This is a genomic window from Streptomyces sp. NPDC050703, from assembly GCF_040654435.1.
Taxonomy (GTDB): domain Bacteria; phylum Actinomycetota; class Actinomycetes; order Streptomycetales; family Streptomycetaceae; genus Streptomyces.
Window position 1 is genome coordinate 1 of the sequence record NZ_JBFAHX010000005.1, and the last position, 24,669, is coordinate 24,669.

The 24,669-nt window shown below is 74.2% G+C and carries 21 protein-coding genes and 1 pseudogene; 12 read left to right on the plus strand and 10 right to left on the minus strand.

All coding sequences use genetic code 11. From position 1 onward, the window contains the following. Positions 1-96: 96 nt before the first annotated feature. Positions 97-1,245 (minus strand): NADH:flavin oxidoreductase, encoded by a 1,149-nt coding sequence (locus AB0I16_RS06245; protein ID WP_363248136.1) that lies wholly within the window; start codon positions 1,243-1,245, stop codon positions 97-99. Between the two features lie 126 nt (positions 1,246-1,371). Here AB0I16_RS06245 and AB0I16_RS06250 point away from each other — a divergent pair, with 126 nt between their 5' ends. From AB0I16_RS06250 to AB0I16_RS06280, 7 genes are all read left to right on the plus strand, one after another. Continuing rightward, complete coding sequence (locus tag AB0I16_RS06250) at positions 1,372-1,968, plus strand: CGNR zinc finger domain-containing protein (RefSeq protein ID WP_363248137.1); 597 nt, start codon at positions 1,372-1,374, stop codon at positions 1,966-1,968. Between the two features lie 168 nt (positions 1,969-2,136). Then, a complete protein-coding gene (locus AB0I16_RS06255) occupies positions 2,137-3,072 on the plus strand; it encodes a tryptophan 2,3-dioxygenase family protein (protein ID WP_363248138.1) in 936 nt (311 codons plus the stop codon). Further along, positions 3,065-4,369: an aminotransferase class V-fold PLP-dependent enzyme gene (locus AB0I16_RS06260; RefSeq protein ID WP_363248139.1), complete on the plus strand. Its 1,305-nt coding sequence runs from the start codon at positions 3,065-3,067 to the stop codon at positions 4,367-4,369. The genes AB0I16_RS06255 and AB0I16_RS06260 overlap by 8 nt, the downstream gene beginning before the upstream one ends. A gap of 129 nt (positions 4,370-4,498) precedes the next feature. Beyond that, positions 4,499-5,377: an alpha/beta hydrolase gene (locus AB0I16_RS06265; RefSeq protein ID WP_363248140.1), complete on the plus strand. Its 879-nt coding sequence runs from the start codon at positions 4,499-4,501 to the stop codon at positions 5,375-5,377. A 187-nt stretch (positions 5,378-5,564) separates the two neighbouring features. After that, on the plus strand, positions 5,565-6,893 hold the full coding sequence (locus AB0I16_RS06270) for a histidine kinase (protein WP_363248352.1): 1,329 nt from the start codon (positions 5,565-5,567) through the stop codon (positions 6,891-6,893). Then, a complete protein-coding gene (locus AB0I16_RS06275; RefSeq protein WP_363248141.1) occupies positions 6,890-7,558 on the plus strand; it encodes a response regulator transcription factor in 669 nt (222 codons plus the stop codon). The genes AB0I16_RS06270 and AB0I16_RS06275 overlap by 4 nt, the downstream gene beginning before the upstream one ends. Positions 7,559-7,627: 69 nt before the next feature. Continuing rightward, positions 7,628-8,911 carry a cytochrome P450 gene (locus AB0I16_RS06280; RefSeq protein WP_363248142.1) on the plus strand — a complete coding sequence of 428 codons (1,284 nt, stop codon included), beginning with the start codon at positions 7,628-7,630 and terminating at the stop codon, positions 8,909-8,911. A gap of 22 nt (positions 8,912-8,933) precedes the next feature. On the opposite strand, the gene AB0I16_RS06285 is transcribed toward AB0I16_RS06280, so the two are convergent. Further along, positions 8,934-10,556: an ABC transporter permease gene (locus tag AB0I16_RS06285; RefSeq protein ID WP_363248143.1), complete on the minus strand. Its 1,623-nt coding sequence runs from the start codon at positions 10,554-10,556 to the stop codon at positions 8,934-8,936. Beyond that, on the minus strand, positions 10,553-11,539 hold the full coding sequence (locus AB0I16_RS06290) for an ABC transporter ATP-binding protein (RefSeq protein ID WP_363248144.1): 987 nt from the start codon (positions 11,537-11,539) through the stop codon (positions 10,553-10,555). The genes AB0I16_RS06285 and AB0I16_RS06290 overlap by 4 nt, the downstream gene beginning before the upstream one ends. A gap of 124 nt (positions 11,540-11,663) precedes the next feature. Here AB0I16_RS06290 and AB0I16_RS06295 point away from each other — a divergent pair, with 124 nt between their 5' ends. Beyond that, positions 11,664-12,254 carry a MarR family transcriptional regulator gene (locus AB0I16_RS06295; RefSeq protein ID WP_363248145.1) on the plus strand — a complete coding sequence of 197 codons (591 nt, stop codon included), beginning with the start codon at positions 11,664-11,666 and terminating at the stop codon, positions 12,252-12,254. 236 nt (positions 12,255-12,490) lie between these two features. Here the strand turns inward: AB0I16_RS06295 and AB0I16_RS06300 are convergent, their stop codons facing one another. Continuing rightward, the gene (locus AB0I16_RS06300) at positions 12,491-13,342 is read right to left on the minus strand and encodes a diacylglycerol kinase family protein (protein ID WP_363248146.1); all 852 of its coding nucleotides are present in this window, start codon (positions 13,340-13,342) and stop codon (positions 12,491-12,493) included. A 164-nt stretch (positions 13,343-13,506) separates the two neighbouring features. Between AB0I16_RS06300 and AB0I16_RS06305 the strand changes: the two genes are divergently transcribed. After that, positions 13,507-14,790, plus strand: coding sequence for an adenylosuccinate synthase (locus AB0I16_RS06305; RefSeq protein WP_363248147.1), 1,284 nt, complete (start codon positions 13,507-13,509; stop codon positions 14,788-14,790). Between the two features lie 83 nt (positions 14,791-14,873). Here AB0I16_RS06305 and AB0I16_RS06310 read toward each other — a convergent pair whose 3' ends face one another. The 4 genes from AB0I16_RS06310 to AB0I16_RS06325 form a co-directional block, all read right to left on the minus strand. Then, entirely contained in the window at positions 14,874-16,427 is a 1,554-nt protein-coding gene (locus AB0I16_RS06310) for a substrate-binding domain-containing protein (protein WP_363248148.1), read from the minus strand. A 118-nt stretch (positions 16,428-16,545) separates the two neighbouring features. Next, positions 16,546-18,468, minus strand: a complete 1,923-nt coding sequence (locus AB0I16_RS06315; protein WP_363248149.1) for a protein kinase — start codon at positions 18,466-18,468, stop codon at positions 16,546-16,548. Positions 18,469-18,547: 79 nt separating this feature from the next. Further along, positions 18,548-19,030, minus strand: coding sequence for a MarR family transcriptional regulator (locus AB0I16_RS06320; RefSeq protein ID WP_363248150.1), 483 nt, complete (start codon positions 19,028-19,030; stop codon positions 18,548-18,550). 14 nt (positions 19,031-19,044) lie between these two features. Beyond that, positions 19,045-19,641 carry a DJ-1/PfpI family protein gene (locus tag AB0I16_RS06325; protein ID WP_363248353.1) on the minus strand — a complete coding sequence of 199 codons (597 nt, stop codon included), beginning with the start codon at positions 19,639-19,641 and terminating at the stop codon, positions 19,045-19,047. A gap of 196 nt (positions 19,642-19,837) precedes the next feature. Here AB0I16_RS06325 and AB0I16_RS06330 point away from each other — a divergent pair, with 196 nt between their 5' ends. Together AB0I16_RS06330 and AB0I16_RS06335 are read left to right on the plus strand one after the other, a co-directional pair. Beyond that, positions 19,838-20,518: a DUF4956 domain-containing protein gene (locus tag AB0I16_RS06330; RefSeq protein WP_363248151.1), complete on the plus strand. Its 681-nt coding sequence runs from the start codon at positions 19,838-19,840 to the stop codon at positions 20,516-20,518. Beyond that, complete coding sequence (locus AB0I16_RS06335) at positions 20,515-21,327, plus strand: VTC domain-containing protein (RefSeq protein ID WP_363248152.1); 813 nt, start codon at positions 20,515-20,517, stop codon at positions 21,325-21,327. The genes AB0I16_RS06330 and AB0I16_RS06335 overlap by 4 nt, the downstream gene beginning before the upstream one ends. On the opposite strand, the gene AB0I16_RS06340 is transcribed toward AB0I16_RS06335, so the two are convergent. Then, a complete protein-coding gene (locus AB0I16_RS06340; protein ID WP_363248153.1) occupies positions 21,260-22,597 on the minus strand; it encodes a HAMP domain-containing sensor histidine kinase in 1,338 nt (445 codons plus the stop codon). The two genes, AB0I16_RS06335 and AB0I16_RS06340, sit on opposite strands and share 68 nt — an antisense overlap. Before the next feature lie 551 nt (positions 22,598-23,148). Further along, positions 23,149-23,823 (minus strand): annotated as a pseudogene (locus AB0I16_RS06345) (response regulator transcription factor); the annotation flags it as partial. An 80-nt stretch (positions 23,824-23,903) separates the two neighbouring features. Between AB0I16_RS06345 and AB0I16_RS06350 the strand changes: the two are divergent. Next, positions 23,904-24,566 (plus strand): hypothetical protein, encoded by a 663-nt coding sequence (locus AB0I16_RS06350; RefSeq protein ID WP_363248154.1) that lies wholly within the window; start codon positions 23,904-23,906, stop codon positions 24,564-24,566. The last annotated feature ends 103 nt before the right edge of the window (positions 24,567-24,669 follow it).

Below are 24,669 nucleotides of genomic sequence, written 5' to 3' on the forward strand. Positions count from 1 at the left end.
ACCTCCGTGTGGTGCAGTCCTAGACAGCTCCACCACACCGGAGGTCTTCGCCTTTGATCAAGACCCCCGTGTCAACAACGCTCGTGATCAATACACCTAGCGCAGCGTGCCGAGCAGCCCCGCGTCGTAGGGCACCGCCTCGGCCAGGCGGCCGGAGACCGCCTTGTCGGCCCACTCGGGGTCGGCGATCAGGGCGCGGCCCACCGCGATGACGTCGAACTCCTCCCGCTCCATGCGGTCGAGGAGCAGGTCGATACCGGTGGCCGCGGACTCCTTGGAGAAGCCCTGCGGGCCCACGAACTCCTTGTCGAGGCCGACCGAGCCGACGGAGAGGGTGGCCTTGCCGGTGAGCTTCTTGACCCAGCCCGCGAGGTTCAGGTCGTCGCCCGGGAACTCGGGGACCCAGTAGCGCCGCGTGGACGCGTGGAAGGCGTCGACGCCCGCGTCGGCCAGCGGGGCGAGCAGGGCGTCGAGCCCGGCCGGGTCCTCCGCCAGCTTCGCGTCGAAGGCGTTCGCCTTCCACTGGGAGAGGCGGAAGATCACCGGGAACGCCGGCGAGACGGCCGCGCGGACCGCCTCGACGATCTCCCGGGCGAAGCGGGTGCGGGAGGCGGGGTCACCGCCGTAGCCGTCGGTGCGGCGGTTGGTGCGGCCCCAGAGGAACTGGTCGATCAGGTAGCCGTGGGCGCCGTGGAGTTCGACGCCGTCGAAGCCGATCCGCTCGGCGGCGGCGGCGCTGTCGGCGAAGGCGGCGATCACCGCGTCGAGGTCGGCGCCCGTCATCGCGTGGCCCTTGGCCTCGCCGTCGAGGCCGAGGCCCGAGGGGCCCGCCGGGGGCGCGGTGGGGACGGGGCCCTGGCCCTCGTCGCGGGTGGCCCCCACGTGCCAGAGCTGCGGGACGATCCGGCCGCCGGCCGCGTGCACGGCTTCGGCCACCTTCCGCCAGCCCGCGAGCGCCGTCTCGCCGTAGAAGTGCGGGACGCGGTGGCTGCTGCCGGCCGAGGCGTGGCCGACGTACGTGCCCTCGGTGACGATCAGGCCGACGCCGCCGGCCGCGCGGCGGGCGTAGTACTGGGCGACGTCGTCGCCGGGCACGCCCTTCGGCGAGAACTCGCGGGTCATGGGGGCCATGGCGATGCGGTTGCGCAGGGTGAGGCCGTTGATGTCGAAGGGGCGGCCGAGTACGCGGGCGGCCCGCTCGGCGGCTCCGGTCGTCGCTTCCGTGGTCGCTTCCGTGGCTTCCATGCGGCCCTCCAGGGCTCTCGGTACGAAGGTCTTCGCGGGGTCTCCGGCAGTGTCCGCGCGAAGCCTCGCTGACAGCACCGTAACGCGTTTGGTCATGTTGATGTGAAGACGGGTACCGTGAAGGGCATGAACCGGCCCGCGTCCGAGCGTTACTGCCTGACCCCCGCGCCCGGCGGCCTCGCCCTCGTCCAGGAGCTCCTGAACACCGCGCCGGCGGGCCGCCCCGCCCCCGCCGAGCTGCCCGATCTGCTGGCCGACGGTGCGCTCGGCGCCGCCCAGGATTGGGCCGACCTGGCGGTGCGCGACTGGGCCGGGGAGACGGGCAGGGCCGACGTACAGCTCGTGCTGACCGATGACGACCTGCCCCGGCTGCGGTGCCTGCGGGACCAGGTGCGGCGCGCGCTCGCCGCGGGCGACCGCGGCGGCGAGGCGGTGCGCTTCACGTCCGCGCCGGTCGTCGTGGGGCTCGCGGGCGACGGCACCCTCACCGTGGAGCCGGAGGGCGCGGGCGCCCGGTGGCTGGCCTCCGCGGTCCTGGCGGAGGCGCTGCTCGCCCAGGCCTCCGGCGTCTGGCGCCGGCTGAAGATCTGCCGCAACGAGTCCTGTGCCGCCGCGTTCTACGACCGCTCCCGCAACAACAGCGGCGTCTGGCACTCGGTCCGCGGCTGTGGCAACGCCGCCCACTTGCGTGCCTGCCGCGAGCGCCGCCGCGTCCAGGCGTGAGTGACCCCGGAATGCGGTGAAAGCGGCGTCATGCGGTAGATGCTGTCCGACGGACCGTCCCTTGCCGATTCCGGGAAAGTTACGGAGGATTCCGGTGGGGACCGGGGCCCCCGTGCCGGTAACGGCAGGGGCGGACCGCTACCCGGAGTACGTATCGAGGAGACAGCGATGTCCCCAGAGGCGCATGAGACGTCCACCGACACGCATGAGACGTCCACCGGGACGCACGGGACGGCCACCGGGGCGCGGGCGACCGCCGTCACACAGGTGGCCGCGGAGGCGCAGGCGCACGAGGACGAGAGCCCGAATCTCGACTTCGCGGGTACCACCCCGTACGAGGACTACGTCCAGGCGGACGTCCTCACCCACCTCCAGCACCTGCGCTCGGACGACCCCGGCGAGATGGTCTTCCTGGTCACGACCCAGGTCATGGAGCTGTGGTTCACCGTGATCGTCCACGAGTGGGAGACCGCCGCGCAGGCGCTGCGCCGGGACGACATCCCGGTCGCCGTCGCCGCGCTGAAGCGCAGCATCCGCGAGCTGGAGGCCCTGAACCACTCCTGGACCCCGCTCGCCCAGCTCACGCCCGCGCAGTTCAACTCCTACCGCGGCGCGCTCGGCGAGGGCTCCGGCTTCCAGTCCGCGATGTACCGCCGCATGGAGTTCCTGCTCGGCGACAAGTCGGCGTCCATGCTGGTGCCGCACCGGGGCGCGCCGCGCGTCCACGCGGAGCTGGAGAAGGCCCTGCACGAGCCGAGCCTGTACGACGAGGTGCTCAGGCTGCTCGCCCGCCGCGGCCACGCGATCCCGGCCTCGGTCCTTGAGCGTGACCTCGCCAGGAAGTACGAGCCCTCGCCCGAGGTCGAGGCCGTGTGGACCGAGCTCTACTCCGGTGACGAGAGCGGCGACCTCGCCCGGCTCGGCGAGACGCTGACGGACGTCGCCGAGCTGGTCTGGCGCTGGCGCAACGACCACCTGGTCGCCACCCGCCGCGCGATGGGCTCCAAGACGGGCACGGGCGGTTCGGCCGGCGTGGCCTGGCTGGAGAAGCGTGCCACGAAGAACGTCTTCCCCGAGCTGTGGACTGCGAGGAGCCATGTCTGAACTGCTGAGCGGGCCCGATGCACGGAGCCTGTCCGATCTGCGGGGCCGGACCGATCTGCGGGGCCGGGCAGAGGCCCTGGACGCCGCCGACCCGCTGGCCGGGAAGCGGAAGGCGTTCGTCCTTGACGACACGGTCTACCTGGACGGCAACTCGCTGGGCGCCCTGCCCGCGCACGTCCCGGCCCGCGTCGCCGACGTCATCGAGCGGCAGTGGGGCGAGCTGCGCATACGCTCGTGGGGCGAGAGCGGCTGGTGGAGCGCGCCCGAGCGCATCGGCGACCGCGTCGCCCCGCTGGTCGGCGCCGCACCCGGCCAGATCGTGGTCGGCGACTCCACCAGTGTGAACGTCTTCAAGGCGCTGGTCGCCGCGGTCCGCATGGTGCGCGACACGGACGGGGGCGCGCCGGACGAGGGGCGCGACGAGATCCTCGTCGACGCCACGACGTTCCCCACGGACGGCTACATCGCGCGGTCCGCGGCCCGCCTCACCGGCTGCCGGGTGATCCCGGCCGCCCCGGCGGAGGTGCCCGCGGCGCTCGGCCCGCGCACGGCCGCCGTGCTGCTCAACCACGCCGACTACCGCACCGGGCGCCTGCACGACCTGCCCGGCCTCACCGCGGCCGTGCACGCGGCGGGCGCCCTCGCCGTCTGGGACCTGTGCCACACGGCGGGCGCGCTGCCGGTCGGTCTCGACGAGCACGGCGTGGCCCTCGCCGTGGGCTGCACCTACAAGTACCTGAACGGCGGCCCGGGTTCGCCCGCGTACCTGTACGTACGCCGTGACCTGCAGGAGCGCTTCGACTCGCCGCTGCCCGGCTGGAACTCGCACGCCGAGCCGTTCGGCATGCGGCCCGGCTTCGAGGCGGCGGACGGGGTGACGCGCGGGCGCGTCGGCACCCCCGACATCCTGTCGATGCTCGCCCTTGAGGCGGCCCTCGACGTCTGGGACGGCGTCTCGGTCGACGCGGTGCGCGCCAAGTCGCTGGCCCTGACCGACTTCTTCCTGCGGTGCGTCGACGCGTACGTGCCCGAGGGGCTCGTGGAGTCGCTCACGCCGGAGGCGCACGCCGAGCGCGGCAGCCAGGTCGCGCTGCGCTGCTCCCCCGAGCTCTCGACTTCGTTCGAGCAGGGAGGTGCCCCCATCGCGGGCGATGTCATGAAGCGCCTCATCGAGCAGGGCGTCGTCGGTGACTTCCGCGCGCCCGACGTCCTGCGCTTCGGATTCACCCCGCTGTACGTCTCCTTCGCCGACGCCGAGCGGGCGGCCCGGGTCCTCGCGCGGACCCTGGGGGCGTGACGGCCGGGCTCGTGGCACCGGGGCGCGGGCCGGGCTGATAACGTCCGGCGGATCTTGCTCCCGTTCCTCCGCGCTCCGGAGGGGCGGGGGCGCCCCCGCAAGACGTACTGCTGTGGAGAGGTTGCCGCCGTGCCGGACGACGCCGCCGTGGCCCGCGATGCCGCCGAGACCGAAGCCGCCTTCTCGCATCCCGCCGTGGAGCCGGACGCCACCGCCGCCTACGGCGAACACCCCGACCAGGTCGTCGACTTCTACGCGCCGAGGGGCGACACGCCCCGCCCCGCACCGCTCGTCGTCGTCCTGCACGGCGGTGCCTGGCGCTCGCCCTACGACCGCAGGCACCTCACGCCGTTCGCGGACTTCCTGGCGCGCCGGGGCTTCGCCGTCGCCAACGTCGAGTACCGCAGGGGCAGCCCCATCCCCGCCCAGGGCGGCACGGCGCCCGTGGCCGGGCGCTGGCCGGAGACCTTCGACGACGTGGCCGCCGCCTGCGACGCGCTGCCCGCGCTCGTCCGCGAGGCCCTGCCGTCGGCCGACCCGCGCCGCACGGTCCTCACCGGGCACTCCGCGGGCGGCCACCTGGCGCTCTGGGCCGCGGCACGGCACGTGCTGCCCGCCGACGCGCGGTGGCGCACCGACCGCCCGGCCCCGCTGCGCGGCGTCGTGGCGCTCGCCCCGATCGCGGACTTCCGCAAGGCCGAGGAGCTGGGGGTCTGCGGCGGCGCGTCCGCCCAGCTCCTGGGCGGTGAGGCGAGGTTCGCGTCCCGGCTGCCCTACGCCGATCCGGCGGCGCTGCTGCCGACCGGCATCGCCACCACCGTCGTGCAGGGCCGCTCCGACATCACCGTGCCGCACACGGTGGCCGAGGCGTACGCCGACGCGGCGGCCAGGGCGGGCGAGGTCGTGGGCCTGACGCTGCTGGAGGAGGTCGGGCACTTCCCGCTGATCGACCCGGCGGCGGACGCGTGCGCGGTGGTGGCGGAGGAGATCGCGCAACTGGCGTTCTGACCCACCGCGGGGACGGTACCGGGAGGGCGGCGAGGGAGGCGGTGCGACGTGTTCGGGCCGGTCCCCGCGGCTGCGCGGCCCGGCCCGGTGGCGTCCCCGCGTAGTACCTGCGAGGGACCCCGCGGAACCCCTCTTGCTGTGGACGACCCCGGGACTCCGTCCCCGTACCTTCGTAGACGTGACCGAGATGACTGATCCGCTCAAGGCCAGAGGCCGGCGCAGCCCCGAGTTCCGCCTCGTGATGGAGGCCGTCGGCGGCATGCGCCAGGCGTTGATCCACGATGCCTTCGACTACCGCCCGCTGCCGCGGAGGGAGGCGCTCGGCCTGCTGGGCAGGCGGCTGCCGGAACGGGTGCGGGAGTACGCGTACTGGAGCCGCCACGCCCTGGTGGGGGCCGCGGCGGCGATCACCGTGTTCATCGCCTACCAGCTGAGCCTGGGCGGCAATGGCGCCATGTACCTGCTGTGCGGTCTCATCCCCGCGGCGGCCGTGCTGATGACCCTGGTCAGGCCGGTCGGCGCGTTCTGGGTGTCGCTGGTCTCCACGCCCTTCACGGGCGCGCTCGGCAACAGCTGGGACGGCCTGCCGTGGACGCCGCCCGCCCTGTTCGCGCACATCGTGGTGATGGTCGTGGTGGCGGCGAGGACCGGCCCGCGCACCGCCCTGTGGATGTGGATCGCCACGGCGGCGTACGCGCTGGGGGCCGAGGTGTTCCTGGGCATGGACAGCTCCAACTCCGTGCCGATGCTGTTCTTCTCCGCGATCGCGCTGCTGATCACCACGGTGATACACGTGCGCAAGGAGGCGCAGCGGGAGGTCACGGTGCAGCGCACCGTCACCGCCATGGAGCGCGGCAAGCGCACGCTCCTTGAGGAGCGCACCACCATCGCCCGCGAGCTGCACGACGTCGTCGCGCACCACATGTCGGTGGTCGCCATCCAGGCCGAGGCCGCTCCCTACCGCGTGGAGAACCCGCCGCCCGAGCTGGAACAGGCGTTCGTGACGATCCGTGAGAACGCGGTGTCGGCGCTGACCGAACTGCGCCGGGTCCTCGGCGTCGTCCGCGCCGAGGACTACGAGGCCCCGGACGCCCCGCAGCCCACCCTCGCCGACCTCGACCGCCTCCTGGACAACGTCAGGGACGCGGGCCTGGAGGTCGACAAGGTGATCACCGGGGCGGTGCGCGAGCTGCCGCAGGGCGTGGAGCTCTCGGCGTACCGGATCGTGCAGGAGGCGCTGAGCAACAGCCTGCGCCACGCGCCCGGCGCCGCGGCGCGCGTGGAGGTCGGCTACGTCCTGGGCGGCCTGGGCCTGCGCATCGTCAACGGCCCGGCGAAGGGCCTGGTCAAGCCGTCCCCCGGGGCGGGCCACGGTCTCACCGGCATGCGCGAGCGGGTCACGATGCTGGACGGCGAGATGACGGCCGAGGCGACGGCGGACGGCGGCTATGAGGTCACGGTCTTCCTGCCGGTCGCGCTCGCGGACCGCAGGGACCCGGCGGGAGCGGACTCGTGACGATCAAGGTGCTCATCGCGGACGACCAGATGATGGTCCGTGAGGGGTTCTCCGTCCTCCTCAACGCCATGCCCGACATCGAGGTCGTCGGCGAGGCGGTCAACGGCCGGGAGGCGGTCGACCGGGTCCGCGAGCTGGCCCCCGACGTGGTCCTGATGGACATCCGCATGCCCGAGCTGAACGGCATCGAGGCCACCCGCGAGATCATCGCCTCCGAGGGCACGTCGAAGGTGCTCGTCCTGACGACGTTCGACCTCGACGAGTACGTGTACCAGGCGCTGCGCGCGGGAGCCTCCGGGTTCCTGCTCAAGGACGCGTCGGCCCGCCAGCTCGCCGACGGGGTGCGGGTGGTGGCCTCCGGCGAGGCGCTGCTGGCGCCGACGGTGACGCGCCGCCTCATCACGGAGTTCTCGAAGCTGGCGGACACGCCGCGGCTCTCCGCCTCGGTCCGGGCCCAGCAGTACGGCGAACTGACCGAGCGCGAGACGGAGGTCCTGGTGCTGATCGCGCAGGGCCTGTCGAACGCGGAGATCGCCTCCCGCCTCGTGGTCGCGGAGTCCACCATCAAGACGCACGTCAGCCGCGTCCTGGTGAAGCTGGGGCTGCGGGACCGGACGCAGGCGGCGGTGTTCGCGTACGAGGCGCGCCTGGTCACGCCGGGCTGAGGCGCGGCCCCTCGGACGGGGCCGGGCCGGACCCTGGCCGTCGGCCCCCGGCGGGGCTAGCGTCGCGCCATGGACGCAGCCTTCGACGCCTCCGCGGTCTTCGCCCCCTCGTCGCCGGAGTTCGTGGCCGACCCGTACCCGGCCTACGCCCGGCTGCGCGAGGCCGGGCGGGTGCACCACTACGCACCCACCGACCAGTGGCTGGTCCCGCACCACGCGGACGTCGCGGCCCTGCTGCGGGACCGGCGGCTCGGCCGGACGTATCTCCACCGGTTCACGCACGAGGAGTTCGGCCGCGCGGCGCCGCCGCCCGAGCACGAGCCGTTCCACACGCTCAACGACAACGGCATGCTCGACCTGGAGGCGCCCGCGCACACCCGCATCCGCCGTCTGGTGACCAAGGCGTTCACGCCGCGCACGGTCGAACGGCTGCGTCCGTACGTCGAGGGGCTGGCGGACGGCCTGGTGCGCGACCTGGTGGCGGACGGCGGCGGGGACCTCGCCGCGCGCGTCGCCGAGCCCCTCCCGGTGGCCGTGATCGCCGAGATGCTGGGCATCCCCGAGGCCGACCGGCATCTGCTCAGGCCCTGGTCGGCGGCGATCTGCGGGATGTACGAGCTGAACCCGGGCGAGGACGCGGCGGCCCGCGCGGTCCGCGCGTCGGAGGAGTTCTCCGCGTATCTGCGGGAGCTGATCGCGGCCCGCCGCGAGAAGCCGGGCGACGACCTGGTCTCGGGCCTGATCGCGGCCCACTCGTACGAAGGCGAAGGCGGAGGCGCAGGAGACGGCGGAGGCGCAGGCGGAGGCAGGGGCGGTGGGGAGCGGCTCAGTGAGCAGGAGGTGGTCTCCACCTGCGCGCTGCTGCTCAACGCGGGGCACGAGGCGACCGTGAACGCCACGGTCAACGGCTGGCACGCGCTGTTCCGCCACCCCCGCCAACTGGCCGCCCTGCGCGCCGACCCCGGACGCCTGATCCCCACGGCGGTGGAGGAGCTGATGCGCTTCGACACCCCGCTCCAGCTCTTCGAACGCTGGGTGCTCGACGACATCGAGATCGACGGCACGACGATCCCGCGCGGCTCCGAACTGGCGCTCCTCTTCGGCTCCGCCAACCACGACCCCGCGGTCTTCACCCGACCCGCCGAGCTGGACATCGCCCGCCGCGACAACCCGCACATCTCCTTCAGCGCGGGCATCCACTACTGCGTCGGCGCGCCGTTGGCCCGCATCGAACTGGCGGCGTCCCTCGGCGCGCTCCTCCGCAGGGCCCCGGAGCTGCGGCTCGCGGCCGAGCCGCACCGCAAGCCGAACTTCGTGATCCGGGGGCTGCGGGAACTCCTGGTCGAGGTCTGACACGGGCTCCGCGGGGCGGGGCCTAGCCGGTGGTCATGTCGCGTCGCCGCAGCCCCGCGAGCCCCGCGGCGACGAGTACCGCCGCGACCAGGGTGAGGAGCAGCAGCGGGGACCAGTCCATCGCGGCCCCCGGCAGCTTCGGCAGGTGCTCGAAGGGGGAGAGGTCCATGACCGCCCCGGGCAGGTCCAGCGCCGGGCCGACCCAGCCGATCGCCAGGCAGCTCCCGACGACGGCCCAGGCGGCGACGGCGCCCTTGGGGTACGCGCCGACGAGCAGGACCGCGAGGCCGCCGAGCACCCAGACCGCGGGGAGCCGCGACAGGCTCGCGCCGACCACGGCCGCCATGTCCTCGCCGTGGCCGACGGCCATGCCGAGGCCGCAGGCCGCCATCAGGAGCACCGTCCCGCCGAAGGCGATCACCAGGTGCCCCGCCGCCCACCGCAGCCGCCCCACCGCGCCCGCGAGCACCGGCTCGGCGCGCTGCGAGGTCTCCTCGCCGTGCAGCCGCAGGACGGACGCCACGGCGTAGAGCGCGGCGACCATGCCGAAGAGCCCGGTCACCGCGGAGAGGAACGCGTCCGTCAGCCCTTCGGAGCCGCCCATGCGCGCGATGATGTCGCGGGTGTTCCGGTTCTCCCCCACGAGATCGGCCGCGCCGGACGCCATCCCGCCGAACACGGTCCCTGCCGCCAGGAACCCGGCCGTCCAGCCCAGCACGCTGCCCCGCTGCAACCGCAGGGCGAGGCCGCCCGCGGTGGCGATGCGGCCCCGCGCGGGTCCGGGCCGCGTCGGCAGGAAGCTCATCCCGACGTCACGCCGCCCCGCGAGCGCGTACGCGACGGCGCCCTGGGCCACGATCGCGCCGCCGATGAGCGCGAGCACCCACCAGCGTTCGCCCGCGTAGGGCCGCAGGTTCTCCTGCCAGCCGAGCGGCGAGAGCCAGGTCAGCGGCGACGAGCCGGCCGCCGTGCCCGCGTCGCCCGCGGCCCGCAGGACGAACGCCGTGCCGAGGACGGCCGCCGTGAGCCCCTTGGCGAGCCGCGCGCTCTCGGTGAGCTGCGCGGCGACGGCCGCCACGCCGGCGAACAGCATGCCGGTGCCCGCGACCCCGGCGCCGAGCGCGAACGCCCCCGCGACGCCGTGCCCCGCCATGCCGACGGTGATCAGCAGCCCGGCGCCCGCGTCGGCCACCAACGCCGCGAGGAGCGCGGCGCTGAGCGGCGCCCGCCGCCCGACCACGGCCGCCGAGAGCATCTCCTGCCGCCCGGTCTCCTCCTCGTCACGGGTGTGCCGTACGACGATGACGAGGCTCATGACGGCGGCGAGCACCCCCGCGTAGCAGCCGATGCGCCAGGCGGAGAGGGCACCGATCGAGTCGCCGAGGACGGGCCCGTACATGGCCCGCATCGAGGAGTTGGCGTTCATCGACTCCATGGCCTCGGACCGCTCGGCGGCGGTCGCGTACACGCTCTCCAGGGAGCCCGGCATCGCGAGGACGATCCCGGCGACGACCAGCACCCAGACCGGCGCCGTCACCCGGTCGCGCCGCAGGGCGAGCCGCAGCAGGGCGCCCGTACCGGCGAACTGGCGGGAGCCGGCGGCGCGGTGCACGGGGACGGCGCCGAGGCCGGTGGCGGCGGTCATCGCGCCATCGCCTCCTCCCGCGTGCCGCCGCCGCGTACGTCGTCCTGGTAGTGCCGCAGGAACAGCTCCTCCAGGGTGGGCGGGGTACTGGTCAGCGACCGGATGCCCGACGCCGCGAGCGAGGTGAGCACCGCGCCCAGCTTGTCGGTGTCGACCTGGAACTTCACCCGGTGCCCCGGCCCGCCCCCGGCCCGCCGCCCCACGGCGGTCGGGTCGGTGACGGCGAGGTCGGTGACGGCGAGATCGTGGACACCGGGCAGGGCCGACAGGTCGCCCGGCGCTCCGGTGAGTTCGGCGGTGACGCTGGTCCGCGTCAGATGGCGCAGCTCGGCCAGCGAACCGCTCTCCACGGTCCGCCCCTTCCTGATGATGCTGACGCGGTCGCAGAGCGTCTCGACCTCGCTGAGGATGTGCGAGGAGAGCAGGACGGTGCGCCCGCGCCCGCGCGCCTCCTCCACGCAGCCCCGGAAGACCTCTTCCATCAGCGGGTCGAGCCCGGAGGTCGGCTCGTCGAGGATCAGCAGGTCGACGTCGGACGCGAAGGCGGCGACGAGGGCGACCTTCTGGCGGTTGCCCTTGGAGTACGTGCGGCCCTTCTTGGTGGGGTCGAGTTCGAACCGCTCGACGAGTTCGTCGCGCCGGGCGCGGTCGAGTCCGCCGCGCAGCCGTCCGTAGAGGTCGATGACCTCGCCGCCGGAGAGGTTGCGCCACAGGGTGACGTCGCCGGGGACGTAGGCGACGCGGCGGTGCAGGGCCACCGCGTCGGCCCAGGGGTCGCCGCCGAGCAGGCGCGCGGTGCCGGAGTCGGCGCGGAGCAGCCCGAGCAGGACCCGGATGGCGGTGGACTTCCCGGCCCCGTTGGGCCCGAGGAAGCCGTGCACCTCGCCGGGCCCGACACGCAGGTCGAGCCCGGCGAGCGCGTGGGTGGGGCCGAACGACTTGTGCAGACCGGACACGTCGACGGCCTGGGTTGCCTTCGTCATGCTGGTGAAAGTACGCGCGATTCACAAATTTGTGAAGTTAAGGAAGCGTATAAACTCGCCGTGGCGGAGACGGCGGCAGCGACGGCGGGCGCGGCGGCGGGGGAACACGGGAGATGATCGACGGATGACCAGGGACGACAACGAGGCGCGGGACGTGACGCGGGGCGAGGCGCAGGGCGATCCGGCGCCGGGCGATCCGGTGCCGGGTGCGCCGGTGCGGCGGCCGGAGGCGGAGGTGGTCTCACGCTTCGTGGAGCAGTTCGCCGCGCAGCTCGTCGAGGCGGGCATGCCCCGGATGCCGGCCCGCATCTTCACCGCCCTGCTCGCCTCCGACAGCGGCGCGCTCACCTCGGCCGAGCTGGGCGAGCGGCTGAGGGTCAGCCCCGCCGCCGTGTCGGGCGCCGTGCGCTACCTCAGCCAGCAGCACATGGTCACCCGCGAGCGCGAGCCCGGCACCCGGCGCGACATCTTCCGGGTGCACGACAACCAGTGGTACGAGGCGGTCGCCAACCGTGACGGGGTGCTCAAGCGCTGGGAGAACGTCCTGCGGGACGGCGTCACCAGCCTCGGCCACGACACTCCCGCCGGGCGCCGCCTCGCCGAGACGCTGGCCTTCTTCGAGTTCGTCGAGGGCGAGCTGGCGGCCATGATGGACCGCTGGCGGACCCACCGCGAAACGCTCTTCGGCAAGGCCGCCGGCCCCACCCCCGGATAAGAGCCCGCAGCCCCGCCCAGGGCGCCGGCCCCACCCCCGGCCGACCGCCCCGCCCGGATGACTGGCCCGCCCTCGGCGTGACCGGCCTGCCCAGGAGACTGGCCCACCCCCTGGCGACCGTCCCGCCCAGGCACCCGCCGCGCCCTCGGGCGACCGGCCCGCCCCCACCCCCGGATAAGAGCCCGCCACCCCCCAGGCCGCCGGCCCCACCCCCGGCCGACCGGCCCCAATGTCCGTCACCGAGGCAGCGTCAGCCCCCAGGCCTCGGGGCGTACCGTCCACGTGCGGCTGCGCACGGGGCCGGCGAGCACCGTGTCCGCGCGGTAGCGGAAGTCGGCGCCCGACACCGTCACCGTCCGGGCGCGCACCCGTACCGGTGCCGCCTCCGCGCCCACCGACGACGGCCGCACCTCCACCTGGGCGAGCCCGCCGCCCCCCGCGGTGACCTGGATGCCCGCGACCGGCTGGTCCAGGTCGACCAGGGTCACGCCGTCCGCCTCCACCCGCAGCCGCGCGGGCCCGAACCCCGGCGGCGCCACCACCCGCGAGGGCCGCGCGGCCAGGGTGCGCACGAAGGACTGGCAGGTGCGCAGCCAGGCGTGGCCCTCGGCGCCGGCCGCGGTCCCCGCGGGCCCGTCCCGCGCTCCGGCGCCCGCCACCCGCACCGGGGGAATGCGCAGGTCGCCCAGGACGACCCCGTCGCTCTCGTCCACCAGCAGATCCAGCCGCCGCTCGGCACCCTCAAGGACGGCGCGGGCCGCCGCGACCGCCCCCGCGGGCACACCGAACGCCCGCGCCAGCGTCTGCGCGGCGCCCACCGGCACCAGCGAGAGCGCGGCGCCGCCGAGCCCGCGCTCCCGGTGCAGGACGCCCACCGCCCGCAGCAGCGCCCGGTCGTCACCCACCACCACGAGGCGGCGCGCACCCCGCCTGGCCAGGGCTTTCGCGAAGTCCTCCGGCCCCTCGGGCAGGCACGTACGGATCGCCGCGCCCGCACCGAGCACGTCCCTCGCAATCCGTACCGACTCACCGTCCGTCCGCCGGGCGACCGGGTCGATGACGACTAGCAGCTGGTCGCGAGCCGACAACGTGCGCCCTTTCTTTCGTCCTCGGGTAGCATCTTTGTGCAAGAGCCCCTTGCGCTATTGCGCCAGGGGCTTCGTCTATTCCGGGGCAGCATCCAAGGCACACCCATACGGCGGCTACGGCCCCCAGACCTTGGACATGCCCCGCCCGGAAGGGGTGTACGCCTGTGCCCGCACTTGTGCTGCTCGGTGCTCAGTGGGGTGACGAAGGCAAGGGAAAGGCCACTGACCTGCTCGGTGGCTCCGTGGACTATGTAGTGCGCTACCAGGGCGGCAACAACGCCGGCCACACGGTCGTCGTCGGCGACCAGAAGTACGCGCTGCATCTCCTCCCTTCCGGGATTCTCTCCCCGGACTGCGTGCCCGTCATCGGCAATGGTGTCGTCGTCGACCCGTCGGTCCTGCTCTCCGAGCTGAGCGGTCTGAACGAGCGCGGCGTCGACACGTCGAAGCTGCTGATCAGCGGCAACGCTCACATCATCACGCCGTACAACGTGACCGTCGACAAGGTGACGGAACGGTTCCTCGGCAAGCGCAAGATCGGCACCACGGGTCGCGGCATCGGCCCGACCTACGCCGACAAGATCAACCGCACCGGCATCCGCGTCCAGGACCTCTACGACGAGTCGATCCTCCAGCAGAAGGTCGAAGCGGCGCTGGAGATCAAGAACCAGCTCCTCACCAAGCTCTACAACCGCCGCGCGATCGAGGCGGAGCAGATCGTCGAGCAGCTCCTGGAGCACGGCGAGAACATCAAGCAGTACGTCGCCGACACCACCCTGATCCTCAACAACGCGCTCGACGAGGACAAGGTCGTCCTCTTCGAGGGCGGCCAGGGCACGCTCCTGGACGTGGACCACGGCACGTACCCGTTCGTCACCTCGTCGAACCCGACCGCGGGCGGCGCCTGCACGGGCACGGGCGTGGGCCCGACGAAGATCACCCGGGTCATCGGCATCCTCAAGGCGTACACGACCCGCGTCGGCGCCGGCCCGTTCCCGACCGAGCTCTTCGACCAGGACGGCGAGGACCTGCGCCGCATCGGCGGCGAGCGGGGCGTCACCACCGGCCGTGACCGCCGCTGCGGCTGGTTCGACGCGCCGATCGCCCGCTACGCGACCCGCGTGAACGGCCTGACGGACTTCTTCCTCACCAAGCTGGACGTCCTGACCGGCTGGGAGCAGATCCCGGTCTGCGTCGCGTACGAGATCGACGGCAAGCGCGTCGAGGAGCTGCCGTACAACCAGACGGACTTCCACCACGCGAAGCCCGTCTACGAGATGCTCCCCGGCTGGTCCGAGGACATCACCAAGGCCCAGACCTTCTCCGACCTGCCGAAGAACGCGCAGGGCTACGTGAAGGCCCTGGAGGAGATGTCCGGCGCCCCGATCTCCGCGATCGGCGTGGGCCCGGGCCGCACGGAGACGATCGAGATCAACAAGTTCGTCTAGCGAGGCGACACGATCGCGGGAAAGTCCCACAGCTCTCGGCCCCCACCTGGGGTGATGTCGGGGCGCGGTGGGACTTTTCCGCGTCAGCCCTCCGGGTCGCCGCAGACGCGCAGGCCCTCCGGGGTGGCGCAGGGGAGGTGGCCGTGGGTGCGGATGACGTCCAGGCCGCTGCCCCGGGCGTACGCGAGGAAGCCGGAGGCCAGCGAGTCGGCGGGCGGGCGGCCGTACGTGTAGGCGTACTCGATCTCGCGGTACGGGTAGCCGCTCCTCTCCAGGTCCTCGGCGGTGGCCGCGTGGCCGTCCAGACGCAGGCGGTGCAGGCCGTCGAGGCCCTCGGCCGAGCGGAGTTCGCTGTAGCCGATGGCGCCGGGGATGCGGGCGACGGCGTCGAGCACCTGCTCCGTGGAGTCGAGTTCGCAGCGCGTCACCGGCACCGAGCGGTCGTCCCTGCTCAGGCAGTCGTTGGACGAGGCCTTCAGCTCGAAGGCACCGGCCAGGACGCGGCGCTGGAGGGTGTCACGGGTGCCCGAACTCGACCCGCGGCTGACCAGGACCACCGGCAGGTCGGGGCCGCCGAGCTGCTCCCAGTTGCGGACGTCGCCCCGGTACAGGCGGCGGACCTGCGGCAGCGTCAGATTCGTCAGCCGTACGCGGTCGTTGACGACCAGGGCGAAGACGGAGACCGCCACGCGGGTCTCCGCCAGGCGCGGGAAGCCGTCGGACTTGGGGCCGTCGGAGAAGGTGAGCAGCGGCGGTGAGCCCTTGGCCCGGCCGCCGCCCCCGCCGGTGAACCGCTTTCCCTCGTCGTCCAGTTCGCGTACGCCCGCCGCGCTGCCGTGTGCCGAGACGGTGATGTCGGAGCCGGGGCAGTCGGCCTCGTACTTCTCTTCGAGTTCCTCGGCGACCGGGGCGAACGCCGTCGAGCCGAGCACCGTCAGCTCTCCCTTCGCGCACTCGATCGGCGGCGGGTCGTCGTCGCGCAGCACGATGATCGTGGCCAGCGTGATGACGGAGAGGGTGAGCAGGACGGTCAGGAGCCGGGCGGGCCGGGAGAGCACGGGCGGCTTGTCGTCCAGGGTGGTGGAGCGGTTGGGCTGCACCTCGCCCGCCTGGAGGCCGCCGGAGACGATGACCTCGCCGCCGACCGGGCCGCCGGTGAGCAGGACGAGGAGCTTGTAGTGCTGGCCCCGGTTGAGGGGGACGCGCGGGATGTGCAGGGTGCTGCCCTCGTAGCGCAGGCCCGCGCCCTGCGTGAAGTGCTCCATGAGGTGGTCGGCGCCGGCCGGCGCGGTCACCGCGAGGCCCCGGACGGTGCGCCCGGAGAAGACGGCGGTGAGGCCGTGCGGCGCGCGGCCGGTGTAGTCGGCGTCGGAGACGGACTGCGAGCCGTCGTTCTCGACGCGGAGCAGGACGAGCGTGGCGTCGGACATCTCCGGCGTCTCGTCGAAGAGGCCGAGGCGGGCGTTGGCGCCGCCCGTGCGGACGTTGTCGCCTATGGCGGTGTCCATCTGCACGCGGTAACCGATGCGCTTGCGGCGCGGGACCCGGCGTTCGTACCAGAGCGCCCCGACGGTGGCGAGCAGGCCGAGGACCGCCGTGAGGACGGCGATGGTGTTTTCGGTGCTCAACCACTCCATGGGCGGTGACCGTAGGGGGCCGGTCGCCGGAGCGGGCCGCTTTCGCCGTCCCGTCGGCGGCTGTTCGCCGGCGGTTCAGCTCGCGCGCCGCCCCGCCCGGCCTCCCGCGCGGGGCGGCTCAGCCGTCCTTGTCGTACGTCAGCTCGCCCGTACCGTCCGTGTTGGCGCGGCGCAGTCTGCCGTCGCCGAGGAGCGTCACCACGCTCGGTTTGCCGGGGGTGCAGGCCGACATGGGCTCGCCGACCGTGATTTCGGTGCCGTCGAAGTGCAGCCGCTCGTCGGAGGCGGACGCCAGCTTGCCCTGGAAGACGCAGCGGTAGGTGCTGCCGTTCTTCATCGGGCCCTCCGCGACCAGGGACAGCGTGGTGTCGCCGGTCTCGCCCTGCTGGAGGGTGAGGCGGCGGGTGTGGTGGCCGTAGTCGTTGTCGAGGCCGCCGGACCAGGTGCCGAGGTACTTGTCGGGCACCGTGCCCTCGTCGTCGTCCTCGGTGCTGGGCGTGGGGTCCGGAGTGCTCGGCCCCGGGGTGGGCGAGGTGGGCCCCGGCGTCTTCGGGCCGCTGCTCGCGGAGTCCTTGGCGTCGTCCTTCGTGCCGGAGCCCTCGCCGTTCATCACGGCGTAGACCGTGCCGCCCGCCCCGATGGCCACCACCAGCGCCACGGCGATCAGCGCCGCCGTCGAACGGCCGCTGCGGCGCGGCGGCTCGGGCGGGCCGAGGGAGACGTAGGGGCCGGGGCCGTAGGGGGGCGTCGAGCCCTGGCCGGGCGGCTGCTGCGGATAGCCGTACGGAGTCTGCTGCTGGGGGTAGCCGTACCGGGCGGGCTGCGGGTGCTGCTGGGGGTGGCCGTACGCCGGGGCGCCGGGCGGCGGCGTGGGCGGCGGGGCCTGCCCCGACACCATGGTGGGCAGGTGGTCGAGGGGTGTGGCCCCGGGCGTGCCGGGCGGCGGGGGCGTGTGCCCGTCGGCGGCGGGCGCCTCGGGGGTGCCGCTGCCCGCGCCGTTCCGCGAGGCGGCAGCGGCGGCGGCTGCCCCCGAGGCCGCCGCGGGCGGAGTCGCGGGCGTCCGCGGCGAGGCGTCCTGCGGCGGGCCGTCCGCGCCCTCCGCCTGCGCCCCGGGCTCGTCAGGGTCCTCCGTGTCGAGCAACTGCACAGCATGCCGCCCGAGTTGGGCGACGAGGGCGCCCGGGAGCCACGGGTCGAGGGTGCGGCCACCTTCGCTGAGCGTGTCCTGCGCGCCCGTGCGCTCCAGGACGTCGTCGAGGGACGGCCGGGACGCCGGGTCCTTGCGCAGACAGGCGCCGATCAGCTCGGCGAGGCTCTCGGGGAGCCCTTCCAGATCGGGTTCCTCCTGTGCGATCCGGAACATCAGCGCGTGCACACCGCTGTTGGCCGTGCCGAAGGGCAGCGCGCCCGACGCCGCGTACGCGAGGACGGAGCCGAGGCAGAAGACGTCGCACGCCGGGGTGATCCGGTCGCCGCGCACCTGCTCGGGGGCCATGAAGCCGGGCGAGCCGACGAGGGCGCCGGTGCGGGTCAGGCCGCCGTCGGCGACCGTCTCCAGGGCGCGTGCGATGCCGAAGTCGATGACGCGTGGGCCGTCGATCGTGACGAGCACGTTGGACGGCTTGAGGTCGCGGTGGACGATGCCCGCCGCGTGGATGTCCTTGAGGGCGTTGGCGAGACCGGCCGCGAGGATGCTCACCGACCGCTCGGGCAGCGGCCCGTGGCCGTGCGAGACGACGCTCTGCAGGGAGGGTCCCGCCACATAGCCCGTCGCCACCCAGGGGATGACCGCCTCGGTGTCGGCGTCGAGGACGGGCGCCGTCCACGCCCCGCCGACCCGCCGCGCGGCCCGCACCTCCTGCCGGAAGCGGTCCCTGAACTCGTCCTGTTCGGCCAGCTCCTGGCGGACCAGTTTGACCGCGACCGTGCGGCCCCTGTCGGACCGCGCCAGGTACACCTGCCCCATGCCGCCGGCGCCGAGCCGCGCCAGCAGCCGGTACGCCCCGATGCGCTGCGGATCTCCGGGACCGAGCTTCTCCATCGCCGCACCGACCTCCCCCATTGGTGTGCAACAGGGTGAGGATAGTGCGCGGGTGCGACAGCGTGGGCCTCCTCACTCTCTACGGTTCCGTAACGGGTTCCGCATCCGGCCCGGGAAGCGTGTCGAGCACCTCGGACAAGCGCTCCAACACCCGTACGGTTTCGGCGAGTTCGGTCTCGCCCAGGGCCGCGGAGAGGCGCCCCGCCAGTGCCGCGTGGCCCGGCTCGATCCTCGCCACGGCGGCCCTGCCCGCGTCCGTCGGGCGGAGCAGTTTGGCGCGGCGGTGCGCCGGGTTCGGCAGGTACTCCGCGAGGTCTTCGCGCACCAGCAGGTCCGCCACGCGCTGCACGCTCTGCCGGGTGATGCCCATGGCGCGGGCGATGCCCGCCACCGGCAGCGGCTCGCGCAGCACGGCGCCGAGCACCTGCCACCAGGCGGCGGTGAGCCCGGCGGGCCCGGCCAGTTCCTCGGCGCGCGCGAGGAACTGGCCGTTGAGGCGGAAGACGGTGAGGGCCGCGCGGCTGAGCAGATCCTGCTGGGCGCGCCGGGCTTCGTCGGTCATGTGCCGGTCCCCGGTCACGCGTCGAGCGTCTCGTAGGCCGCCGGGTCCGAGTCGTGGAAGAGGCGGTACCAGGCGTCCAGCTTCTCGCCCTCGAAGACGTCGCCGAGCCGTCCGAAGACCTCGCGCGCGAACGCGACCGGCTCGGTCGGCCCCGCCGTGACCAGGTCGCCGTCGGTGACGGCGTCCTCCTCGACGTACCGCTCGCCGCCCCGGTAGCCGGTCGCCGCCAGGTACATCGCCGCCGCGCTCGTGTGCGCCCGGTCGTCGAGCAGGCCCTCCCGGGCGATGCCCGCGGTGGCCCCGCAGATCGCGGCCACCGGCACCCCGGCGTCGAGGAAGGCGCGGGCGGTGCGCGCGAAGGGTGCGAGGTCGTCGCCGGTGTCCCAGAGGTCGGCGCCCGGCAGGACAAGCAGCGCGCTGTCCTCGGGGCGCAGTTCGGCGAGGGGGAGGGCGGGCTGTACGCGCAGGCCGCCGAGGGAGGTGACGGGTCCGGCCGACGCGGCGACCGTGCGGATCTCGTAGCCGGCGCGGGCCAGCCATGCCGTGGTGTGGCCCGTCTCCCAGTCGGCGAAGGTGTCGTAGACGGCCAGGTGTACGGGCTTGCGGGACATGGGGTCCTCCGTGAGGTGGATGTCGCTGCGGCTCATGACGTCGTAGGTAAGCATGCTGTCAAAATGGCAGCATCCTGTCAACGGCTCACCTCGATGCGACCCCGCCCACCGTCACCGCCGCCGCGCGGGACGCCGCCCGCTTCGTTAACGTCCGCCAGGGGCGCCCTTAACCCGGCCCTCCCTAGCGTCCGTGGGCATGGACAGCACACTGACCCTCAGCGCCCACCTGGCCGTCGACCTGGCCGCCGTCACGCTGCTGACCTTCGGCGTCTTCTATCCACGGCACCGCAGGCGGGAGCTGGTGCCGGCGTACCTCGCGCTGAACGTCGCCCTGTTCGCGGTCGTCGCGGGGCTCGGGACCGCGGGCGGGAACGGCGGACTCGCCCTCGGCTTCGGGCTCTTCGGGGTGCTCTCGATCGTGCGGCTGCGCTCCGACGCCCTCCAGCACCAGGAGGTCGCGTACTACTTCATCACCCTGGTGCTCGGCCTGCTCTGCGGCCTGCCCGCCCTCGGCCTGCCCGTGGCCGCCGGGCTCGCGGCCGTGCTGCTCCTGGTCATGTACGGCGCCGACCACCCGCGCCTCTTCGCGCACGACCGGCGGGCCGTCGTCACCCTGGACGCCGTGTACCGCGAGGAGGCCGCCCTCCGCGCCGAACTGGCCCGGCGCCTCGGCGACCCGCTCGGCTGGACCGTGCGGGAGATCGACTACGTACGCGACCTCATGGTGCTGGAGGTCCGCTTCCGGCAGCCGGAACCTTCGGCGCGGGTGAAGGAGTTCTCAAGGAGGACGACCTCCCGACGCGCCCCCGAGGAAGCACGAGGCCGCACGACCCGGTCCCGCACGCTCGCCCCCAGCCACCCGAAGGAGACCGTGTGAACCCCGCCGTACGCGCCATCGGCCGCGCCGCGCTCGCCGCACACCCCATAGCGCTCGACGAGGTGAACGCGCGAGCGGAACTGCTCGCCCGCTTCGACAACAGCTATCTCGTGCCCGTCGACGTCTTCGAGGACCTGGCGGCCCTGCTCACCGACCCCCGGCGGCCGGGCGGCCCCTTCCGGGCGCTCAGCATCGGCGGAAAGCGCTGGTTCCGGTACCACTCGACGTACTACGACACCCCGGACCTCGCCACCTTCCACGACCACCGCCAGGGCCGCCGCCTGCGCTACCGCATCAGGGAGCGGGTCTACCGCGACAGCGGGGAGCGGCAGTTCGAGATCAAGCTCAAGAGCGGCCGCGGCGAGACGGTGAAGCACCGGCAGCGGCTCGAAGGGGACGACCACGTCCTGGACGCGGCTCGGCAGGGCTTCCTCGCCGGGGTGCTGCGCGGCTCGTACGGCGTCGAGGCACCGACCGGGCTCACCCCCTCCCTGGTCACCGACTACCAGCGGGCGACCTTCGTCGCCGACGGCCGGCGCATCACGTGCGACGCCGGTCTCGTCGTCCGGGACACCGCGACCGGCAGGACGGCCGAGGCGGACCCCGGCCTCGTGCTCGTCGAGACGAAGACCAGGGGGCATCTGACTGAGGCCGACCGGGTGCTGCACCGGTTCGGGGTGCGCGCGGCCGACTTCACGAAGTACTGCGGGGGGTATGCGGCGGTCCGCCCGGAGCTGGGCGTCAACAAGTGGGCTCGGGCGGTACGGACGGCGTTCCCGCGCGCGGCGCGGGCGGGAACACCAGGGTGACCTCGGCGCCGCCGTCCGTGCTCGCCGCCGCGAAGCGGCCGTGCGCCCCCTCGGCCGTGCGGCGGGCGATGTCCAGGCCGAGCCCGGTGGAACCGGCGCCGCTCGTGCCCCGGCCGGGGGAGGCGTGGCCGGGGAAGCCGGGGCCCTCGTCGCGGACGGCCAGCACCGCGTCGCCGCCGGGGGCGACCCGCACGGTGACGCGGAAGGCGGTGCCCTGAGGGGTGTGGTCGAGGACGTTGCCGATGAGGGCGTCGACGGCCGCCGCGAGCTCGTCGGCGGGGACGGGCACGGGCACCCCGTGGTCCGGGACGGTGACGTCGACGTCCCGCCCCTGGTCCTCGGCCAACGGCGTCCAGAAGACGGCCCGTTCGCGGGCCACCACCGCCAGATCCGCGCGCGGCGCCTCGCGCAGGGGGCGCCTGGCCCGGCGGATCACGTCGTCGACACTGCGCTCAAGGGCGGTCACGTCGGCCGCGATGCGCCGTGCCTCGGCGGTGTCGCGGAGCGTCTCGGCGTCCAGGCGCAGGGCGGCCACCGGGGTGCGCAGGCGGTGGGCGAGGTCGGCGGCGTTCTCCCGCTCGGCGGTGAGCAGTTGGTCGATGCGGCCCGCGAGGCGGTTCAGCTCGCCCGCGATCAGGCGCAGTTCGGGCGGGCCCTCGGGGGTGGCGCGGGCGGTCAGGTCCCCGGCGGCCAGCCGGTCGGCGGTGCGGGCCAGGCGCCGGGTCGCGCCGACGAGCCGGGCGCCGAGCCGGTCGGCGAGCAGCAGCCCGAGGAGGACGAGGCCCACGCCGATGCCCGCGAGGACGAGCCAGGAGGCGAGCGTCCCCGCGTACAACTGCCGTTCGGTGAGCGTCACCCGCACGACCGCCGTGCCGTCCTTCGCGCCCTGCACGGGGACCAGGATCTGACGCCCGCCGGACGCGGGCTCGTAGGTGAAGGCGCGGCCGGTCCGCGCGAGGCGGACGGGGCCGGTGGCGGCGGGGTCCTCCGCGCCTCGCGGCCCGATGACCGAACCGTCCGCGAGCACGAGCGACGTCGCGGGCAGGCCGGCCCCGTTGACGCTCTCCACGGTCTGCTCGGCCGTCGCCCGCTCGTCGGCGGTGGCCAGCGAGGGCCCGATGGCATGAGCGACCCACTGGGCCCGGGCGGTCGCCTCGGCGGTCGCGCGGTCGGCGGCATGGCTGCGGGTCAGCAGGGTGAGGGGAACGAGCAGGGCCGTCAGGACGAGGGCGGTCGTCGCGGCGGTGAGAAGAAGAAGACTCCGACGCATCAGCCGCCGTCCGGGGGGACGGGGCGGGGGGCTGCGGTATCCGCAGCCGCGATGTTCGGTGGCGTGGGGTGCGGGGTGGCGGTGTCCGTGGCGGTGGTGGTCGGCGGTGTGTTGTTCGTGGGGGTGGTGTGCGGGGTGGTGTTCGCGGGGGTGGTGGTGGCCGACTGCGCGGTGTCCGCGGGGGTGGTGTCCGCAGCCGCGATGTCCGGCGGCGTGAGGTGCGTGGCGGTGTGCGGGGTGGTGGTGGCCGGCGGTGTGGTGTCCGTGGGTGCGGTGTGCGGGGCGGTGGTGGTCGGCGGGGTGGTGTTCGCGGGGGTGGTGGTGGCCGACTGTGCGGTGTCCGCGGCGGTGGTGTCCGCAGCCGCGATGTCCGGCGGCGTGGGGTGCGGGGTGGCGGTGTCCGTGGCGGTGGTGACCGGCGGTGTGGTGTCCGTGGGTGCGGTGTGCGGGGCGGTGGTGGTCGGCGGTGTGGTGTCCGCGGCGGTGGTGTGCGGCAGCGGGGTGTCCGCGGGGGTGGTGTCCGCAGCCGCGATGTCCGGCGGCGTGGTGGCCGGGGCGGTCAGTTTTACGCCCACCGTGCGCACCGTGTGCAGATAGCGCGGGCTCTGGGCCGTCTCGCCCAGCTTGCGGCGGAGCCACGACAGGTGGACGTCCACCGTCTTGTCGGCGCCGCCCAGCGGCTGCTGCCAGACCTCGGCGAGCAGTTCGCGCCGGGAGACGACCTGGCCCGGCCTGCGGGCGAGGTGCGCCAGCAGGTCGAACTCACGGGGCGTCAGGTCGACGGCGGCGCCGTCCAGGGTGACCTCGCGGGAAGCCGTGTCGACGGTCAGCGCCCCCACGCGCAGCGGCTCCTCGGCCCCGGCCGCGCCGAGCCGCCGCAGCACCGCCTTGACGCGGGCGTCGAGCTGGGCGGCACCGAACGGCTTGACGATGTAGTCGTCGGCCCCGTCCTCAAGCACCGCGACCATCTCCGGCTCGTCGTCGCGCGCCGTCGCCACGATCACCGGTACGTCGCTGACCGCCCGCAGCATCCGCAGCACCTGCGCCCCGTCCACGTCGGGCAGCCCCAGGTCGAGGACGACGAGGTCGGGCCTGCTGGTCACCGCCGCGTCGAGCCCCGCCATGCCGCTCGGCGCGGTCGCCACGGCGTGCCCCTTGTCGCGCAGGGCCCGTACCAGCGCGCCACGGAGCTGCGGGTCGTCCTCGACGACAAGAAGATGTGCCATACAACCACCGTAGTCGGGGGACCCCGCGCCTTGGCGGGGTTTTAACCGGGCGTTAGGAAACGATGCTGCACAGTGGCGTCATGAGGAAGTGGCGGAGCGCCGCGGCGACGGCGGCATGGGTCGCCGTGGGCACGGCGGCGGGCGCGCTGGGCGCCTGGCAGCTCGCCGGTGCGGACAGCGGGGGCGGCGCCGCGCACAGCAGGCCCCTGGACGAGGCCGCGGTGCGCGAGGCGCTGGCGCGGGCGTCGGACGCGGCCACGCCTCCTGGCGCGGGGGCCGCGGACGGCACGGGGACGCCGCCCTCACGGCAGCCGTCCGGAACGGGACCGCAGCCACCCGGCAGGGCGTCGCAGCCGCCCGGTACGGGACCGCAGCCACCCGGCAAGACGTCGCACCCGTCCGGCACGGCGTCGCGGGAGCCGGCGCGGAAGCCGCCGGAGCCGACGCGGACGCCGGTCCCCGAGCGGTCCACCGTCCGCTTCACCGGCGGCTCGGCGACGGTGGAGTGCCGTACCGACGGCACGGTCTTCCTCGTCTCCTGGAGCCCGGCCGACGGCTTCCACATCGACGACGACGTGACCCGCGGCCCGGCGGCGGTGGCCCGCCTGGAGGCGGAGCCCGGCGACGACGACGAACGGGACGACCTGCCGTACGAGATCCGCTGCACGGCGGACGGCCCGCGGGCACGGCCGGCGGCGGACGGGGGAGACGGGGCGGACGCGGCGGACACGGACGACGACTGAGGGGCCACGGCCCGCGGGGCGCGACCGGCGAGGAAGCCGTACGACACTGTGTCGGGTTCCGCCCGTTCCGTCAGACAGGACGCCCATGTCGTGTCCACTGCGC

Bases quoted from the DNA above. Each gene is read 5' to 3' on its own strand.
- AB0I16_RS06245 (WP_363248136.1), bottom strand. From the start codon at position 1,245: ATGGAAGCCACGGAAGCGACCACGGAAGCGACGACCGGAGCCGCCGAG.
- AB0I16_RS06250 (WP_363248137.1), top strand. From the start codon at position 1,372: ATGAACCGGCCCGCGTCCGAGCGTTACTGCCTGACCCCCGCGCCCGGC.
- AB0I16_RS06255 (WP_363248138.1), top strand. From the start codon at position 2,137: ATGTCCCCAGAGGCGCATGAGACGTCCACCGACACGCATGAGACGTCC.
- AB0I16_RS06260 (WP_363248139.1), top strand. From the start codon at position 3,065: ATGTCTGAACTGCTGAGCGGGCCCGATGCACGGAGCCTGTCCGATCTG.
- AB0I16_RS06270 (WP_363248352.1), top strand. From the start codon at position 5,565: ATGACTGATCCGCTCAAGGCCAGAGGCCGGCGCAGCCCCGAGTTCCGC.
- AB0I16_RS06280 (WP_363248142.1), top strand. From the start codon at position 7,628: ATGGACGCAGCCTTCGACGCCTCCGCGGTCTTCGCCCCCTCGTCGCCG.
- AB0I16_RS06285 (WP_363248143.1), bottom strand. From the start codon at position 10,556: ATGACCGCCGCCACCGGCCTCGGCGCCGTCCCCGTGCACCGCGCCGCC.
- AB0I16_RS06290 (WP_363248144.1), bottom strand. From the start codon at position 11,539: ATGACGAAGGCAACCCAGGCCGTCGACGTGTCCGGTCTGCACAAGTCG.
- AB0I16_RS06295 (WP_363248145.1), top strand. From the start codon at position 11,664: ATGACCAGGGACGACAACGAGGCGCGGGACGTGACGCGGGGCGAGGCG.
- AB0I16_RS06310 (WP_363248148.1), bottom strand. From the start codon at position 16,427: ATGGAGTGGTTGAGCACCGAAAACACCATCGCCGTCCTCACGGCGGTC.
- AB0I16_RS06315 (WP_363248149.1), bottom strand. From the start codon at position 18,468: ATGGAGAAGCTCGGTCCCGGAGATCCGCAGCGCATCGGGGCGTACCGG.
- AB0I16_RS06320 (WP_363248150.1), bottom strand. From the start codon at position 19,030: ATGACCGACGAAGCCCGGCGCGCCCAGCAGGATCTGCTCAGCCGCGCG.
- AB0I16_RS06325 (WP_363248353.1), bottom strand. From the start codon at position 19,641: ATGTCCCGCAAGCCCGTACACCTGGCCGTCTACGACACCTTCGCCGAC.
- AB0I16_RS06330 (WP_363248151.1), top strand. From the start codon at position 19,838: ATGGACAGCACACTGACCCTCAGCGCCCACCTGGCCGTCGACCTGGCC.
- AB0I16_RS06340 (WP_363248153.1), bottom strand. From the start codon at position 22,597: ATGCGTCGGAGTCTTCTTCTTCTCACCGCCGCGACGACCGCCCTCGTC.
- AB0I16_RS06350 (WP_363248154.1), top strand. From the start codon at position 23,904: ATGAGGAAGTGGCGGAGCGCCGCGGCGACGGCGGCATGGGTCGCCGTG.